Origin of the sequence: Pseudomonas sp. DrBHI1 (genome assembly GCF_002205115.1) — a bacterium.
Taxonomy (GTDB): domain Bacteria; phylum Pseudomonadota; class Gammaproteobacteria; order Pseudomonadales; family Pseudomonadaceae; genus Aquipseudomonas; species Aquipseudomonas mosselii.
In genome coordinates this window covers 1-16,185 of record NZ_NIBE01000008.1, presented here as the reverse complement: position 1 = coordinate 16,185, position 16,185 = coordinate 1, and the positions used below count along the sequence as shown (strand labels likewise).

Sequence of the window (16,185 nt, the reverse complement as noted above, 5' to 3'; positions counted from 1 at the left end):
AGGGTGGTGGTTTTGAGGGTTGTAAGCGCATTCATTGGCGATGGTGACGCATAGTCACCTTCTCGCCCTTACGGCCAGCCCTTTCAAGGTCTTGCGATTTTTGAGATATGACGTTTTCAGCTCAATATTGCCGGGGTCGCAAAGCGACCCCGGCAATTCCAAGTCGAACGCTAATTTTCAACACCTTGAAAGGGCTGGCCGTAAGGGCGAGAAGGTGACTATGCGTCACCATCGCCAATGAATGCGCTTACAACCCTCAAAACCACCACCCTGAAAGCCCAAGCCCACTCAAATCAAGGCATCACCCCAACAGTCCCATTCCCCGCCTTCGGCTGCCGGTAAAGATCCAGCAACACTTGGTCCAGCACCTGGGAAGCCCCCCAAGGCTTGGGATCATTGAGAATGGCCGCCACCGCCCAGGTGTGCCCGTTACTGTCCCGGCTGAACCCGGCAATCGCCCGCACGGTATTCAGGGTCCCGGTCTTGATGTGCCCTTCACCGGTCACGGCCGTGCGCTTGAGCCGCTTGCGCATGGTGCCGTCCATCCCTACCAGCGGCATCGAGCTGATGAACTCCGCCGCGTAAGGACTCTTCCAGGCCGCTTGCAACAGTGCCGCCATCTCTCGGGTGCTGACCCGCTCGGCACGGGACAGGCCCGAGCCGTTCTCCATCACCAGGTGCGGCGAAGTGATGCCTTTCTTGGCCATCCACTGTCGCACCACACGCTGGGCGGCACGGGCGTCGTCGCCGTCAGCGTCGGTGCGGAACTGCGCGCCAAGGCTCAGGAAAAGCTGCTGGGCCATGGTGTTGTTGCTGTACTTGTTGATATCGCGGATGACTTCGACCAAGTCCGGCGAGAAAGCGCGGGCCAACAGGCGAGCGCTCTTGGGCACGTTCTCGATGCGGTCACGGCCCTGGATGCTGCCGCCCAGCTCGTTCCAGATCGCCCGCACGGCGCCGGCCGCGTAGGTCGGGTGGTCCAGCAGTGACAGATAGGTCTGCGAGTTGCAGCCATCGGCGAGCTGGCCACTGATCGTCACGCTGACACCGTCCGGCTGGGCTACCGGGTTGTAGCGCACATCGCCGGTGCACTGCTTGCCGGCGACGGCCTTGACCTGGTTGTCGATGCGGATGCTGGCGATCGGCGGCTCGACCGAGACATTGACCTTGCCACCGTCGTTGCGGGCGACGAAGCGCAGGGCTTTGAGGTTGACCAGCAAAGAGTCCGGCTTGACCAGGAACGGCTTGTTCTCGTCGCCGCCGTCGTCATCGAACTGCGGCAGGTTGGGCTGCACGAAGTGGCTACGGTCAAGGACCAGGTCGCCGGTCACGGTGCGCACACCGTTGGCGCGCAGATCGCGCATCAGCAGCCAGAGCTTCTCCATGTTCAGCTTGGGGTCGCCGCCACCCTTGAGGTACAGGTTGCCGTTGAGCACGCCATTGCTCAGGGTACCGTCTGTATAGAACTCGGTCTTCCATTGGAAGGTCGGCCCCAGCAGTTCCAGCGCGGCGTAGGTGGTGACCAGTTTCATGGTCGAGGCCGGGTTGACCGACACGTCGGCGTTGAACACGGTTGCCGTGCCCGGGCCATCCAGTGGCAGCATGACCAGGGACAGGGCAGAGTCCTGTAGCTTGTTGGTCTTGAGCGCCTGCTGCACCTTGGGTGGCAGGCTGGTGTTGACGGTGGCGGCCTGCACGGACAGCGAAAGGGGCAGGAACAGGCCGGCGAGCAGCAGTGGGCGGAGCGTCTTGATCATAAATGGACAAACCCTGCAGGCGAGGGGAAAAGACAACGGGGCTGTAGGAAGTGATGGCCCCAGGACAAAATGTAGTGCGCATTATGCCCCAAGCAGAACGTGCATGGGCTTCATTCGACGGAAAAGCGCCGTTAGGCGCCGGAAACTGGTAAAGTGCCGCGCGTAATTAATTGAGAGGATTGTTTCATGGCTACCAACCGTTCCCGTCGCCTGCGCAAGAAACTGTGCGTGGACGAATTCCAGGAGCTGGGTTTCGAACTGAACCTGGACTTCAAGGAAGACCTGTCCGATGAAGCCATTGATGCCTTCCTCGACGCTTTCCTGGCTGAAGCCATGGATGCCAACGGCCTGGACTACGTCGGCGGTGACGACTTCGGCCTGGTCTGCAAGGCTACCCGCGGTTCGGTCAGCGAAGAACAGCGCGCCGCTGTCGAAGCCTGGCTGAAAGGCCGCAGCGAACTGACCAAGATCGAAGTCAGCCCGCTGCTGGACGCCTGGTACCCGGAAAAACCGGTCAATCCGGCTTCCTGATCAATAAGGGCGGTACGGCCTGTACCACCCTTATTTGGCTTCGGCCAGGCGCTCCCGCTGCCTGGCCAGGGCCTTCTCCACGCGGCGCATGTGCCGCGCCAGCACCTGGCGACGCCTTTTCAGTTCTGCCTGTGACAAGTTCGTCTCCTCCAGCGCTTCACACGCTTCGATCAATGCCTGCGCATCCAGCATTCGCCCCGCGCTGAGGATCTTGTGTGCCTGTAGCGACAGCTCGGCACCTTCACGTTGCGGATCTATGGCCATCAGAATTTTCAGGTCCTGGCGCAGGCTCAGAAGCAAAGTGTCGAGAATGCGGTCGCGATCGGCGAGGTTGTCGCCGACGATCACGGACAGGCCTTCAAGGTCGAAGCGTGGGGGCGGGGCAGACTTGCCGTGGTCCTGTCGGGGGATCCGTGCAATGCCCTTCAGGCGTTGCCCCAGCACTTGCAGGCCGATGGGCTTGAGCAGGCAGTCGTCCATGCCGGCGTCGAGACACTGCTGACGCACCTCGGGCTGGGCATTGGCGGTGTAGCCCAGGATGGTACAGCGTGGCCGATCCTGCAGGCGCTCTTCCATGCGCACAGCTCTGGCCAGCTGGTAGCCATTCATCTGCGGCATGTTGCAATCGACGATGAGTACATCGAAGCAGCCCTCGCGCCATTTGCGCAACCCTTCGCATCCCTCTTCGGCACTTTCCTGGCTCAACCCCAGGTAGTTCAGTTGCTGGGCCATCAACAGCAGGTTGGCCGGGTGGTCGTCTACCACCAGGATGTTCAACTGCTGCTCGGGTTGCAGGATGTCCGTGGCGAGTCGCGGCAGGACCGCTACTGATTCGACACATTGCAAGGGCATCACCAAGCGCACGCGGGTACCGACACCCTGTAGGCTCTGCAGGGTGAGCTCGCCGCCCATCATCGCGCACAGATCGCGGCTGATGACCAGCCCGAGCCCGGTGCCGGCTCGGGCACCGACGCTATGGGGGTTGGCTTGCACGAAGGGAGAGAACAGGCGCGGCAGGTCTTGCTCGTGGATCCCGATACCGCTGTCACGGACTTCGAGGTCGAGCGTCGGCAAGTCTTGCTCGCAGTCGTTGCGCACCCTGGCGGTGATGCGCACCTGTCCTTGTTCGGTGAACTTGATCGCATTGCTCACCAGGTTCGACAGCACCTGCTTGAAACGCAGCGGGTCAAGCATCGCATGGCAGCGTGCCTCGCTGGCGATCACGATGTCCAGTACCAGGCCCTTGTGTCGGGCCAGGCCATCGAACACACGTCCTACCGACTCGATCAGGGCCGCGAGGTCTACAGGTTCGGGGGCCAGGGACATTTGTCCTGACTCGATACGGGCGATGTCCAGGATGTCGCCGATCAGCCCCAGCAGGTCACTGGCCGAATGATGGGCGACCTCCAGCGCCGGGCGGTCCAGCTTGCCCTGATCGGCATGTCTAAGGGCCAGCTCAAGCATGCCGATGAGTGCGTTCATCGGAGTACGGATCTCATGGCTGATGGTGGCCAGGAAAGTGCTCTTGGCTCGGTTGGCATCATCGGCCTGCTGCTTGGCCAGGCGCAGGTCCTGGACCAGGTTGCGGCGTTCGCTGATGTCGATCCAGCCACCGATGATGCCTTGCATTTCGCCCAGCGAATCGCGGTAGGGCAGGATCCAGTGATAGATCGTCAGGTCGCGGTCCTTCAGGCGCAGCGGGCGGTCGAGAATCAACGGCTTACCCTGCGCCATTACCCGCTGGTAGTCGTCCTGGACTTGGAGTGTGTAGTCGCAGTCGCTGTAGGGCGCATCCTCCAGGCGTTTGCCCAGAACCTGCTCGAGGTCGGCGCCGACCGCCTGCAGGTAGCTGTCGTTGCAGCTTTGCAGGCGTCCTTCACGATCGCGTACATACATCGGATGAGGCGTGCCGTTGAGCAACGCGCCCATGAACTCCAACTGGTCGTTCAGCGCCCGCTCGGCCCGCTGGCGCTGTTTGATCTGGCGGCGCAGCCGGGCATTCCATACCAGTGCGAGCACCAACAGGACGGCAATCACCCCCACCACCTGCAGGATTACCCGACGGTAGTTGCGCCAGTAGGCGTCGTCCTGCAGGCCGTGGTCCCGCCAGCGACTGTTGATCACGCCCAGTTCTTCCGGCGAAATGCTCAGCAATGCTTTGTCGAGTATTGCACCCAGTTCGCTGGCGTCAGCGGCGGTCGCCATGGAGAACGCCGCTGGCTCCGTGCCCACGGTGCTGCGGATGACCAGATCGTTGCTGGTAGCGAGCATGTGGTTGGCATCGATCAGGGTGGCGATCGCCGCATCCACCGCGCCGCTGCCGAGCAGCACCATGGAGTAGTAGGTGCTTTCGGTGGCGACCTGGTGGATGCCTGGGTGGCGTGTCGTCAGCAGGGTGGCCACCGTGCTGTCGCGAGGCACGGCGACACGCTTGCCCTTGAGTTGCTTCAGGCTGCTGGGTTGGTCGTTGCCGGTGTGGCTGACCAGCACGTAGGCGCTTTCCAGGTAGGGGCGGCTGACCTGCAGTGGATTGACCCGACGGGCATCGGTGGAGAGGCTGGCGATGATGTCGGCACGACCAGACTCAAGCTGGTCGATCATGTCGCCATCGCCACTCGCGCGACGAATCTCGAAGCGCAGGCCGGTACGCAGGCGGATCAGTTCGAGCAGGTCGGCGACAATGCCTCGCAGGCGGTCATTGTTGTCGAAGAATGTCAGGGGGGCTGCAGTATCGTTGACCACCACCCGCATGATCGGGTGCTCGCTCAGCCACTTTTCCTCGCGTACCGATAGCTGTAGCTTGCGGTCAGTCAGCAGGCTGCCGCTGCTGGCACTCCAGCGCTTGAAGATGTCGTTGCGGGTGGCGTTGGGCTGGGCGTCGAGCGCGGCGTCCACCAGGGACTGAAGGATGCGCGCGTCCTCGCGCATGGCAAAACTGAAGCCCACGGCTTCGTGCTTACCGAAGTTGGCCATGCGCAGGTGCGGCAGGTGGCCCTGACTGATCAGGTAATGAGTAGAGATGGTGTCACCGATGAACACGTCGGCCTGCTCGAAGGCCACGGCATTCAGTGCCTGTGTGGACGACTCGAAGGTAAGTAACTCGGCCTTTGGATAGTTGGCGCGGATCTCCCCGGGCGGCAGGTAGTGATACAGCATGCTCAGGCGCATGCCTGCGAGACCGGTGTCCAGCGCCCGGGTTTCATCCTCGCGGGTTACCAGCACCGGTTGGTCAATGGCGTAGGGGAGCGACAATGCAAGACCCTGGGTCACCGCCTCATAGCCGTTGGCGCTACCCAGCAGGTCGATATGGCCGCTTTTCAGTGCGGCGACCGCGGCCGGCCGGCTGGGAAAACGCTGCACCCGGACCGGCAGGCCCAAGGCGCTGCCGACCAGGCCGGCGTAGTCGGCGGTCAGTCCTTGGTACTCGCGCCCACCGGTTGCAATGTCGAATGGTGGGTAGTCGGGAGCCGAGGTACCCAGTACCAGTTCCTGGCGCTCTGCGAGCCATTCGCGCTGGGCGGGTGTCAGGGACGGCTGGACGGAAGCAGGCGCCGAGCGGCTGAGCAGGGTATAGGTCCGGCCCGTGTCGACGGTCACGCCGGCGCCTTGCAGTGGCGTACCCAGCCCGAGGCAGAGCAGCGATGTAACGATACACCTCCACATCATGACCTCAGACCAGCGCGTTGCGCTTGGCGACGTCGATCAACTCCACCAATGTGCTGGCGCGCAACTTGTGCATCAGGCGTTTCTTGTAGGTGCTGACAGTCTTGTTGCTGAGGAACATGCCCTTGGCGATCTCCTTGTTGCTGCGTCCCTGAGCAAATAGTTGCAAGACCATGAGTTCCCGGTCATTGACTTGGCGAAACAGCTCCAGCTCCTGGTTGCTACCTGTTGGAGGTGGATTGAGCGCCTGGCTGGGAAAATAGTTATATCCCGACAGTACGGCCTTGATGGCGCTGAGCAATTCACTGAGGTCTTCCTGTTTGCACACATACCCGGCAGCGCCGGAATGCATGCAGCGCACGGCGAACAGGGCCGGTGCTTGGGCGGTCAGTACCAGAACCTTCAGCGGAATGGCCATGGCCTGCAGGCGCGAAAGCATTTCCAGACCGTCCAGCTTGGGGATGCTGATGTCGAGGATAACCAGATCGGGCGGGGTTTCACGGATAATCTGCATGGCGTCCACGCCATTGTCCGATTCACCGACTACCTTGTATCCCTGGTTTTCCAGCAACATCCGTATTGCCAGGCGTATGACGGGATGGTCATCAACTATAAAGACTGAGTGCATATTCAACATTCCATGCTGCGCGTGAAGGCAGCCGGCACATTAGCTCAGTTGAATGTCGACGGGCAGGGAAGTGGTTGCCAAATCGGGGATATAGGAATTTACTTACAGCACTTACGAAGCATTGCTACGAGTGATGTGGATGTTGGTAGGGATTTATCAGGATTTGATCGTTTTTGTCGGTGTTGTTGGTGGACGTGTTTAATATCAAGCGATATTGCGTGGGAAATTTCACGCATATTAAACGTCGGTGGCAAACAGACGCCTGCCACCTCGTCCCGTCATTACTTCGGACTTGAGCGCCCGGTCATTTCCAGCGCCATTTCGCTGGCGTAGCTGTCGGTCATCCCGGCGATGAAGTCAATCATGCGCAGGAAGGCGCTGTGCAGTGAACCGTGAGGGTCGGGAGCGTTGTTGCCGATCAGGTCCAGAACCCGCCGGCTCTTGAAGGACGGAACGCGGCCGCCATGCTGTTCCAGCGCCGCGCCACAGAAGGTGTTGAGCAGGATCTCCAGGGTCGTGTACGCTCCGATCTCGTGAAGGGTCTTGCGTTTGTCCTGGAATATTTTCTTGCGTGCCATGTCCTTGGCCTGCAGCACGCAGCGTTGCGCCGGCCCGTGCATGTGCTCGACCAGGTCGCCCGTCAGCCGGCCAACGAGCAGGGCCTGCTGCTGTTCGACGAAGGCCTGGGCGGCGGCGTTGGTCAGGTGCTCGATGGCTTTGCCGCGCAGGATCGCCAACTTTCGCCTGCGCGATTCACCGGGCCCCAGCAGGCGATAGGTTTCCGGTAGATCGTCGCCCACCAGGTCCAGCAGCAGAGCCTCGACCTCTGCGTACTGCAGCAAGTCCATCTCCAGCCCGTCCTCGAGGTCGATCAGGGCGTAGCAGATGTCGTCCGCGGCCTCCATCAGATACACCAGCGGGTGACGGGCCCAGCGTTGGTGCTCTAGCTGCGGCAGGCCGAGCTTGCCGGCGATCTGCTCGAGCAGCCCCAGTTCGCTCTGGTAACAGCCGAACTTGTGCTTCTTATAGCCCAAGGCATCCGCGTGACGTGCCGCCCATGGGTACTTGAGGTAGGCGCCAAGGGTGGCGTAGGTAAGGCGCATGCCACCGTCAAACTGGTGGTATTCGAGCTGGGTGAGCACGCGAAAGCCCTGGGCGTTGCCTTCGAAGTTGAGAAAGTCGGCGCGCTGGTCGTCACTCATGTCGTCCAGCCAGCCACGCCCGGCCGCCTGCTGGAACCAGTGACGGATGGCGTCCTCGCCGGAGTGGCCGAACGGCGGGTTGCCGATGTCATGGGCCAGGCAGGCCGACTGCACGATCATTCCCAGATCGCTCGGCTCGCACCAGGCCGGCAGTTGCTCGCGCAGGGTCTCGCCGACGCGCATGCCTAGCGAGCGACCGACGCAGCTGACCTCCAGTGAATGGGTCAGGCGTGTGTGGATGTGATCGTTGCTGGATACCGGGTGCACCTGGGTCTTGCGCCCCAGGCGACGGAACGCGCCAGAGAAGATGATGCGGTCGTGATCTTTGTGGAACGGGCTGCGGCCAAGCTCCTCGGGGCTGTAAAGGGCTTTGCCCAGTCGTTCGCGGGTTAGCAGGGTGTGCCAGTCCAAGGCGTGTTCTCCCATCGTAGAGTCGGGATAGCTTCCTGCGTCCGGCGCGCCCGTGCAAGCGTCGGGCGCACCTTGGCTTCAGGGGCGGCGGCTGTTACCGAGGAACAGGCGGATCAGTGGAACCAGGCTGGTTCCCACCCGAATCAAGCGCGTCAGGTTGCCGCTGCGCACGCCCTTGCCGGTGAGAAAACCCAGGGCAACGACGGCGCCGATGCCCCACAGTGAGCCATGCTTGACCCCAAGGCCCTCGCCGAACGAGTTGCCCATCCCGCGCAGGCGGCGGACCGGTTCAAGCAACTGGCCGGACTCGTGGCGGATTTCCTGGCGGTGCATTTCCATGCGCAGGCGCAGCAGCGCCTTGCGCAGCTCGCGCGGGTTACGGGTGTTGGGCAGTTCGGGCAGACTCATGGCAGCAGGCGCTCCCGATCTTTGGCCAACTCCTGGAGGGTGGCGTTGAACGGCGAGGACTCATCGAACACCGCGGCCTTAAGACGCAGGCCGCAGTATAGCGCGGCGACCCCGTAGAACACGCACAGGCCGATGATCCCGGCCAGGCGATAGCTGTCCCACAGCAGCACCAGCAGCAGGCCCGACAGCGCGGTCAGCAGCAGCAGGGCGAACACCAAGGCCAGGCCCGCGAACAACAGCAGGCTGAGGGTGCGGGCCTTTTGCTCCTGCAACTCGATGCCGAACAGCTCGATATGGCTGTGCAGCAGACCCAATATGGCCGCGCCCAGGCGCCGACCGGAGGCGCCCGTGCCGATGGCGTCGTTATCCATGCCGGCTCCTCAGCGCTTGGCCAGCAGGCCGATCAGCAGGCCGACGCCGGCGGCGATGCCAATGGCCTGCCACGGGTTCTCCTGTACGTACTGTTCGGCGTTGCCAAGGGCCGCTTGGCCGCGGGCACGCACTGAATCCTGGGTCAGTTGCAGGGTCTCGCGGGCCTGCACCAGGCGTTCGTGGATCTGCTCGCGCAGTTCGTCAGCCTGGTCGCCGGCCAGGTTGGCGGTGTCGGCGAGCAGCTTCTCGGTGTCGCGGACCAAGGCCTGGAAGTCAGCCATCAATATTTCCTGTGCAGTCTTTGCCGATTTGCTGGCCATGGAGGGGCCTCCCTGTGAATGTGTACTGGCTATTTCGAGTGATCGGTGCCGCGGAAGGTTCAGCGGAATATGTTGGTACAGCGCTTGCTAAAAAGCGGTGCGTGTCCGCCAAGACTTGCGCCGAAACCATGCGCCAGCGCTGCGGATACCGCTAAACCTTAACTCAATCCACGACAAACCCAAGAAAAAACCACGCAGGTTCCGCCCGGTTCACCGAAACAGGGCAGGGGCCTGGCACCGATCCGGTGCACGGATGCCGGTTCTTGAACTGTCCTGGTGCCTTTTTGCAGGTCTGCCACTTCATGGAAAACATGCACAGCGCGATGGACTCACTGGTCCATGGCTCCAACACCTTGTTCATCCTCATGGGCGCGATCCTGGTCCTGGCCATGCACGCGGGGTTCGCCTTTCTCGAGGTTGGCACGGTGCGGCACAAGAACCAGGTCAACGCCTTGTCGAAGATCATCAGCGACTTCGCCATCTCGGCTCTGGTGTATTTCTTCATCGGTTACTGGGTCGCATACGGCGTGAGTTTCCTGCAGCCGGCGGCGACCCTGGCCAACGATCACGGCTATGCCCTGGTCAAGTGCTTCTTCCTGCTGACCTTTGCCGCAGCCATTCCGGCGATCATCTCCGGCGGTATCGCCGAGCGCGCCCGCTTCGCGCCGCAACTATGCGCGACGGCATTGATCGTGGCGTTCATTTACCCGTTGTTCGAAGGCGTGGTGTGGAATGGCAACTTCGGCTTGCAAGCCTGGTTGCAGGCGCGTTTCGGTGCGCCGTTCCATGATTTCGCCGGTTCCGTGGTGGTGCACGCCATGGGTGGCTGGTTGGCGCTGGCGGCGGTGCTGCTGCTCGGTGCGCGGCGGGGCCGCTACCGCGACGGGCGCCTGGTGGCGTTCGCGCCGTCGAGTATTCCATTTCTGGCGCTGGGTTCGTGGATCTTGATCATCGGCTGGTTCGGCTTCAACGTCATGAGTGCGCAGACCCTGCAGGGGGTGAGTGGGTTGGTGGCAATCAACTCGCTGATGGCGATGGTTGGCGGCACGTTGTCGGCCTTGTTGGCCGGGCGCAACGATCCGGGCTTCCTGCACAACGGCCCGTTGGCAGGCCTGGTGGCGGTGTGCGCGGGGTCCGACCTGATGCACCCGGTGGGCGCGCTGGTCACCGGGCTGGTGGCCGGTGGACTGTTCGTCTGGTGCTTCACCGCCGCGCAGAATCGCTGGAAGATCGACGACGTGCTGGGGGTGTGGCCATTGCATGGCCTGTGCGGCGTGTGGGGTGGCATCGCCTGCGGTGTGTTCGGCCAGGCAGCCCTGGGTGGGTTGGGCGGCGTCAGCCTGGTCAGCCAGCTGCTGGGAAGCCTGGTGGGCGTGCTGGTGGCGCTGGCCGGGGGTTTTGCCGTGTATGGCCTGATCAAGGCGCTGCATGGCCTGCGCCTGAGTCACGAAGAGGAGTTCCAGGGGGCGGACCTGGCCGTGCACAGGATCGGCGCCACTAGTCAGGATTGAGCCAGGTCAGGTGCGCGCCGGCGGGCTCGGACCTAGAATGAGCATCCATTCATGCGAATTACGGATGTCTGCATGCTCCCTGAAACCCAGTTGTTCGGCACCGTGGGGTGCCACCTGTGCGAAGTGGCCGAGGCCGTGCTGATGCCTCTCGTCGAGCACGGTCTGCTGGTCGAGCTGGTCGATATCGCCGACAGCGAGGCACTGTTCGAACGCTACGGGCTGAGCATCCCGGTGCTACGCCGTTGCGACACCGGTGCCGAGCTGGGCTGGCCGTTCGATGCCGAGCAGGTGGTGGCCTTCCTCGGCTGAGTCGCACATTGACGAGCAGGGGTCTCGCTCCGTATGCTGTATATAAATACAGTATTCGAGGTGAAGCCATGCTCAATGTCGAGCAACTCAAGTACAGCATCAATCACATGGCTCCCGAGCGTGTGTACGAGGCCGTGCTGGAACTGCGCCTCGACGGCATCGTCACCGACGAGCGCACGCCGTTCGGCAAGGTGCATTTCAATACCTGCTTCGCCGAGATCGAGGCGCTGTTCCAGCGCGCTGGCTTCCACCGTCCGCTGGACGTGGTGGGCTACCAGGGCCTGAGCTACGCCCTCTACGATCCGGGGCGCTGGGACGCGGTACAAGTGTTGCGCTGGCTCAAGGCGCGCTGCGAGCCGGTCAGCGAGGCTGGTTGAGGGGCGCGAGCTGGGGGATAATGCCTGCCCCGCAGAACCGAGCCCGACGATGACCACGCCTTTCGACCCCTCCCGCCAGCAAGCCAGTACAGTATGCCTGCCTCCGGGCCTCTGGACGACTGTGCTTGACTGTCTGTGTGATCATTTCAAGGGCGTCGACCGTGAGCAATGGCTCGACCGCTTCGCCCGTGGTCGGGTGTTGAATGCCGACGGCCAGCCCATTGCGGCGGATACGCGCTACCGGCAAGGCATGCGCCTGCACTATTTCCGTGAAGTACCCAATGAAAAAGTGATCCCGGTGCAGGAAGAGATCCTGCATGTCGACGAGCACCTGGTGGTGGCGGACAAGCCGCACTTCTTGCCGGTCACCCCCACCGGCGAGTACGTCGAACAGACGCTGCTGCGCCGGCTCATCCGGCGCCTGGACAACCCGCACCTGGTGCCGCTGCACCGCATCGACCGACACACCGCCGGGTTGGTGCTGTTTTCCGCCAACCCGCAAAGCCGTGGCGTCTATCAGCGTCTGTTTCCCGAGCGGCGTATCGACAAGCACTACCAGGCCATCGCCGCGGCCATGCCGCAGCATGACTACCCGCTGGTGCACCGCAGCCGCCTGGTGCATGGCGAGCCGTTCTTTCGCATGCATGAAGTGGAAGGGGCCGATAACAGTGAAACTCATGCCTGTGTGCTGGAGAAAAACGGCGAGCTGTGGCGCTATGGCCTGTCACCGGTCACCGGCAAGACCCACCAGTTGCGGGTGCACATGGCGGCGCTGGGCGCGGGGATCTGCAACGATCCGTTCTATCCGCAGCTGGTCAACGAGCAGGATGATTACGCACGGCCACTCAAGCTGCTGGCCCACAGCCTGTGCTTCGAGGATCCGTTGACGGGTGAGGTGCGGTATTTCGAGAGCCGGCTGACGCTCGACTGGTAGAAACATCGCCGGCAAGCTCGCTCCCACAGGTACGGCGCAGGTCTGGAAATCGGTGCGGCCGGTGTGGGAGCGGGCTTGCCGGCGATGCGCCGCGTAAGCGGCGCTCTGTGGACTCAGCGGTTGAAGCGTTCCACCAGCGAGTACTGGGTACCCGCGGTGCTGGTCAGTTCTTCGCTGAGCAGCGCCGAGCGCTGGGCCTGGCCGGAGGTCTGGTCGGCCAGGTCGGCGATGGTGCTGATGTTGCGGCTGATCTCCTCGGCCACCGCGCTCTGCTCTTCGGTGGCGGCGGCGATCTGGGTCGCCATGTCGGTGATGTTGGCCACGGCCTCGCTGATGCCTACCAACGCCTGGTCGGCCTCCATCACCCGCTCGACACCTTCCTGGGCCTGGCGGTGGCCGGTCTCCATGGTCTGCACCGCGTTGTTGGCGGTCTGTTGCAGCTTGGCGATCAGGGTGTGGATCTGCCCGGTGGATTCGGCGGTGCGCTGGGCCAACTGACGGACCTCGTCGGCGACCACGGCAAAGCCGCGGCCCATCTCGCCGGCGCGTGCCGCTTCGATGGCGGCGTTGAGCGCCAGCAGGTTGGTCTGGTCGGCGATGCCCTTGATCACATCGACCACGCCGCCGATCTCGTCGCTGTCCTTGGCCAGCTGGGTGACGGTCAGCCCGGTCTCGCCCACGGCGGCGGACAGCCGCTCGATGGCGTCACGGGTTTCGCCGGCGATGTTACGGCCCTGGCTGGTCAGGCGATTGGCTTCCTGGGTGGCGTCAGCGGTGCGCTGGACATGGTTGGCCACTTCCTGGGTGGTGGCGGCCATCTGGTTGACGGCGGCGGCGACCTGCTCGGTTTCCACCCGCTGGCGCTCCAGGCCCGAGGAACTCTGGTGGGCCAAGGCGTCGGACTGGCGTGCCTGGTCGCTGAGCTGCTCGGCGCTGTCCTGCAGGCGGGTCAGGCAGGTCTTCATCCGTGCGTCCTGGCTGAGCATGGCCATTTCCAGGCGTGCCTGGACACCGCGGCTGTCGGTGTACATCTGCGCGATCAGCGGATCGGAAGTGGTCTGTTCGGCCAGGCGCAGCAAGCGCTTGAGGCCGCGCTGCTGCCAGCTCAGGCCGAGCAGGCCGAGCGGCACCGACAGGCCGGCGGCCAGGGCGAAGCCCCAGGAGTGACCGAGCCAGTTGCCGATCAGGAAGCCGATCTGGCTGACCAGGATGAACGGCAGCCAGTCCTGTAGCACCGGCAGCCACTTGTCGCGTTTCGGGATGGCCGAGCGGCCCTGGTTGATGCGCTGGTACAGCGCCTCGGCGCGACGGATCTGCTCGGCGGTGGGCTTGACCCGCACCGACTCATAACCAATTACCTGGTTGTTGTCGAAGATCGGCGTGACGTAGGCATTCACCCAGTAATGGTCACCCGACTTGCAGCGGTTCTTGACGATGCCCATCCACGGCAGGCCTTGCTTGAGGGTCTGCCACATGTGGGCGAACACGGCCGGCGGCACATCGGGATGGCGCACAAGGTTGTGCGGCGCGCCCATCAATTCCTCGCGGGTGAAACCGCTGATCTCGATGAAGGCATCGTTGCAGTAGGTGATCACGCCCTTGGCGTTGGTGGTGGAGATCAACCGCTGCTGGGCAGGGAAAGTCCGTTCTCTCTGGGTAATCGGCTGGTTGTTACGCATTGGCTGTTCAATCCGCAAGGCTTTCGACGGGTATCGGCAAGCCTCTGGTTTTATTGAATGAATATTTAACTGGCTTGATCTGGGGCAAGGTGCCATCAGTGCCGCTGAGCTAATGCAGCCCACCTGATCGCAGCCGTTGCCGCCAATATTGCAGTTTTCTTTATAAATGATGACGAATAGGTCTGATCATGACCGATTGTTCAATGCGGGGCCAGCATCGGGTAGCTGAAAGCGGCGAAGTGCGCCAGGTTGACGCAGGTGTGGCAGAGCACCGCCGTCGCCAACCCACCATGGCGATAGGCCAGACCATACCCCACTCCGGCCAGGGTCGCCAGGTAGAACCATTGCCAGCCACCGGCCAGGTGCGCAAGGCCGAACAACAGCGCGGCCACCAGCAATGCCAGCCCCTCGTGCCTGAACAGACGTTGCAGGCCGCCCTGGATGTAGCCACGGAACAGCAGTTCCTCGGTCAGGCTTACCAGTAGCAGGTTGTTCAGCAGCCACAGCCAGGCCTGGTCGGGCCATTTCGGTGCCCAGGCCACCATGCCCAGGGCCCAGGCGCCGCCCAGGCAGGCGAGCAGGGTCAGGGGCAGGGTCAGCGCCAGGCCCGGCAACAGGCCGCGTGGGCGCAGCATGATCAGCCACGGGCAGGCCAGCAGCAACCACAGGCCGATCAGGGGCTTGTCGAGGTTGAGGTACAGGGAGAAGGGCACGGCGCCGTCGCTGAGCACGGCCTTGTCGATCACCTTGGCGCTGTGGAAGCCGGGTAGCCAGTGCAAGGCCAGGGCGATGGCCAGGAGGATGAACAACAGGTGGCCGAGGCTTTGTTGCCAGCGTACCGGACGTCGAGCGAGCAGGGCACTGCACAGCAGGGCGAGCAAGGCGGGCAGGGCAGCGAGACCGAGGCTGCCGTAGGTCAGGGCGATCGCATAGCCGAGGGCGAGCAGGATCAGGGCGATCCAATGGGGAAGAGGCATGACATTTCCTTAGTGCCGGTGAATCCGAGGAGGGTAGGACTCCTCGTTTGGCCGTCAGGACACCTGAAATCAGCCACGCGGGGCAAGCCCCCACATTGCGTGGGAGCGGGCTTGCCCCGCGATGGGGCCTTACCCTGCGATCAATTGCCGCAGCACATAATGAAGGATCCCTCCCGACTTGAAGTACTCCACCTCATTGAGGGTATCGATCCGGCACAGTACCTCGATCTGCTCCTGGCGTCCGTCCTCGCGGGTAATGCGCACCGGCAGGCTCATGCCCGGGCGGATCTGCGCGCCGCCAAGGCCCAGCACATCGATGCGTTCCTTGCCGGTCAACCCGAGGCGCTTGCGGTCGTCGCCAGCCTTGAACTGCAACGGCAGCACGCCCATGCCCACCAGGTTGGAGCGATGGATGCGCTCGAAGCTTTCCGCCAGCACCGCCTTGACCCCCAGCAGGTTGGTGCCCTTGGCCGCCCAGTCGCGGCTGGAGCCGGTGCCGTATTCCTGTCCGGCGATCACCACCAGCGGCGTGCCATCCTGCTGGTAGCGCATGGCGGCATCGTAGATCGACAGTTTCTCGCCCGTGGGTACGTACAGTGTGTTGCCACCTTCCTCGCCACCGAGCATCTCGTTGCGGATGCGGATGTTGGCGAAGGTGCCGCGCATCATCACCTCATGGTTGCCGCGCCGTGAGCCGTAGGAGTTGAAGTCCCGCGGTTCCACGCCCTTGCCGCGCAGGTAGCGGCCGGCCGGGCTGTCGGCCTTGATGTTGCCAGCCGGGGAGATATGGTCTGTGGTCACCGAGTCGCCGAGCAGGGCAAGGATGCGCGCGCCGTGGATATCGCCGATTTCCGGCAGTGGACCACTGATGTCGTCGAAGAACGGCGGGTGCTGGATATAGGTGGAATCGTCCTGCCAGACATAGGTGGCCGCCTTGGGCACCTCGATGGCCTGCCATTGGGCGTCGCCGGCGAATACTTCGGCGTATTCCTTGTGGAACATGCGCGTGTCGACATTGCCCACGGCCTCGGCGATCTCCTGCTGGCTGGGCCAGATATCGCGCAGGTACACGGGCTTGCCATCCTTGCCGGTGCCCAGCGAGTCCT

At 63.1% G+C, this 16,185-nt stretch carries 14 protein-coding genes and 1 pseudogene; 5 read left to right on the top strand and 10 right to left on the bottom strand.

Translation table 11 applies throughout. The annotated features are described in order from the left end of the window. Window positions 1-293: 293 nt before the first annotated feature. A complete protein-coding gene (gene dacB / locus CC207_RS01250) occupies window positions 294-1,757 on the bottom strand; it encodes a D-alanyl-D-alanine carboxypeptidase/D-alanyl-D-alanine-endopeptidase (RefSeq protein WP_088851452.1) in 1,464 nt (487 codons plus the stop codon). A gap of 186 nt (window positions 1,758-1,943) precedes the next feature. Here dacB and CC207_RS01245 point away from each other — a divergent pair, with 186 nt between their 5' ends. Next, window positions 1,944-2,288, top strand: coding sequence for a YggL family protein (locus CC207_RS01245; protein WP_028692777.1), 345 nt, complete (start codon window positions 1,944-1,946; stop codon window positions 2,286-2,288). A gap of 30 nt (window positions 2,289-2,318) precedes the next feature. On the opposite strand, the gene CC207_RS01240 is transcribed toward CC207_RS01245, so the two are convergent. The 6 genes from CC207_RS01240 to CC207_RS01215 all read right to left on the bottom strand — a co-directional run bounded on the left by CC207_RS01240 (window position 2,319) and on the right by CC207_RS01215 (window position 9,292). Then, complete coding sequence (locus CC207_RS01240; RefSeq protein ID WP_028692776.1) at window positions 2,319-5,951, bottom strand: ATP-binding protein; 3,633 nt, start codon at window positions 5,949-5,951, stop codon at window positions 2,319-2,321. 7 nt (window positions 5,952-5,958) lie between these two features. Next, window positions 5,959-6,579 carry a response regulator transcription factor gene (locus tag CC207_RS01235; protein WP_028692775.1) on the bottom strand — a complete coding sequence of 207 codons (621 nt, stop codon included), beginning with the start codon at window positions 6,577-6,579 and terminating at the stop codon, window positions 5,959-5,961. Window positions 6,580-6,860: 281 nt separating this feature from the next. Then, complete coding sequence (locus tag CC207_RS01230) at window positions 6,861-8,192, bottom strand: deoxyguanosinetriphosphate triphosphohydrolase (RefSeq protein ID WP_069016683.1); 1,332 nt, start codon at window positions 8,190-8,192, stop codon at window positions 6,861-6,863. 78 nt (window positions 8,193-8,270) lie between these two features. Next, entirely contained in the window at window positions 8,271-8,600 is a 330-nt protein-coding gene (locus tag CC207_RS01225; protein ID WP_028692773.1) for a hypothetical protein, read from the bottom strand. After that, a complete protein-coding gene (locus CC207_RS01220) occupies window positions 8,597-8,971 on the bottom strand; it encodes a phage holin family protein (RefSeq protein ID WP_028692772.1) in 375 nt (124 codons plus the stop codon). Before CC207_RS01220 ends, CC207_RS01225 begins: the two co-directional genes overlap by 4 nt. A gap of 9 nt (window positions 8,972-8,980) precedes the next feature. Continuing rightward, window positions 8,981-9,292 (bottom strand): YqjD family protein, encoded by a 312-nt coding sequence (locus CC207_RS01215; RefSeq protein WP_028692771.1) that lies wholly within the window; start codon window positions 9,290-9,292, stop codon window positions 8,981-8,983. A 302-nt stretch (window positions 9,293-9,594) separates the two neighbouring features. Between CC207_RS01215 and CC207_RS01210 the strand changes: the two genes are divergently transcribed. The 4 genes from CC207_RS01210 to CC207_RS01195 all read left to right on the top strand — a co-directional run bounded on the left by CC207_RS01210 (window position 9,595) and on the right by CC207_RS01195 (window position 12,423). After that, window positions 9,595-10,803, top strand: a complete 1,209-nt coding sequence (locus CC207_RS01210; RefSeq protein ID WP_088851451.1) for an ammonium transporter — start codon at window positions 9,595-9,597, stop codon at window positions 10,801-10,803. Between the two features lie 72 nt (window positions 10,804-10,875). Beyond that, on the top strand, window positions 10,876-11,112 hold the full coding sequence (locus CC207_RS01205; protein ID WP_028692769.1) for a glutaredoxin family protein: 237 nt from the start codon (window positions 10,876-10,878) through the stop codon (window positions 11,110-11,112). A 68-nt stretch (window positions 11,113-11,180) separates the two neighbouring features. Next, the gene (locus tag CC207_RS01200; RefSeq protein ID WP_028692768.1) at window positions 11,181-11,489 is read left to right on the top strand and encodes a hypothetical protein; all 309 of its coding nucleotides are present in this window, start codon (window positions 11,181-11,183) and stop codon (window positions 11,487-11,489) included. Window positions 11,490-11,538: 49 nt separating this feature from the next. Next, complete coding sequence (locus CC207_RS01195) at window positions 11,539-12,423, top strand: pseudouridine synthase (protein WP_028692767.1); 885 nt, start codon at window positions 11,539-11,541, stop codon at window positions 12,421-12,423. A gap of 113 nt (window positions 12,424-12,536) precedes the next feature. Here the strand turns inward: CC207_RS01195 and CC207_RS01190 are convergent, their stop codons facing one another. The 3 genes and pseudogenes from CC207_RS01190 to CC207_RS01180 form a co-directional block, all read right to left on the bottom strand. Further along, window positions 12,537-14,102, bottom strand: coding sequence for a PAS domain-containing methyl-accepting chemotaxis protein (locus CC207_RS01190; protein WP_028692766.1), 1,566 nt, complete (start codon window positions 14,100-14,102; stop codon window positions 12,537-12,539). Window positions 14,103-14,302: 200 nt separating this feature from the next. Next, on the bottom strand, window positions 14,303-15,079 hold the full coding sequence (locus CC207_RS01185) for a CPBP family intramembrane glutamic endopeptidase (protein WP_028692765.1): 777 nt from the start codon (window positions 15,077-15,079) through the stop codon (window positions 14,303-14,305). Window positions 15,080-15,208: 129 nt separating this feature from the next. After that, window positions 15,209-16,185 (bottom strand): annotated as a pseudogene (locus CC207_RS01180) (aconitate hydratase); the annotation flags it as partial.